General features: G+C 30.1%; 1 protein-coding gene. It reads left to right on the top strand.

What is annotated here, in order from left to right:
- Positions 1 to 41 precede the first annotated feature (41 nt).
- Positions 42 to 668, top strand: coding sequence for an NDxxF motif lipoprotein (locus tag IDG60_RS18035; protein WP_000746680.1), 627 nt, complete (start codon positions 42 to 44; stop codon positions 666 to 668).
- Positions 669 to 752 lie beyond the last annotated feature (84 nt).

The following is a 752-nucleotide window of genomic DNA, read 5'->3' on the forward strand; positions in this document are numbered from 1 at the left end:
ATTTTTTCAATTAAAGATAAACTAAGGAGTTATATTACATTATGAAAAAGAGATTACTACTAAGTACATTTTTAGCATCTGCATTAATTCTTACAGGTTGCGCGTCCGATCAATCTGATAACGAAGATCATCACACAAGTACTGGCATCCATGCACCTAAAAGCGCTAAAAAATTAGAAACAAAAGATATCTTTAACTCAGATAAGAAAAATAGTGATATTAGTGATGCAGAGATGAAGCAAGCTATAGAAAAGTATTTGTCTGTAAATAGCGATATACTTGAGAACAAATATATTATGCAACATAAACTAGATAAACAAATTGACAGTCAAACAAAAGTGACTGAAAAACAAGCAGAAACACTTAGCCACTTATCTAACTTAGCTGTTAAAAACGATTTGCATTTCAAGAAATTTGTCACTGAAAACAATATTCCTAAAGAATATAAGAAACCCGTTGAATTAATGATGAATTACTTCAAAGCTTTAAATAGTACAATCGCCAATGTTGATGAAGATATTGAAAAGCTTAGCTATCAACCGCAAAATAAAATCAATGTAGTCGACGTGCCAACAAAATATGCCGGTGATGTTAATAAAAAGCAACAAGATAAAATTAAAGATTTCTTAAAATCTAAAGGTATCAAGAGTGATGTTATCGATAAATAACTGAAAGCCATCATTGCGACATGTAACACATCATTACATGAGCTTTAATTCATGACAATTCTTTATCTTTAAAAGTGACTAATC

This window comes from Staphylococcus sp. EG-SA-2 (assembly GCF_017152085.1).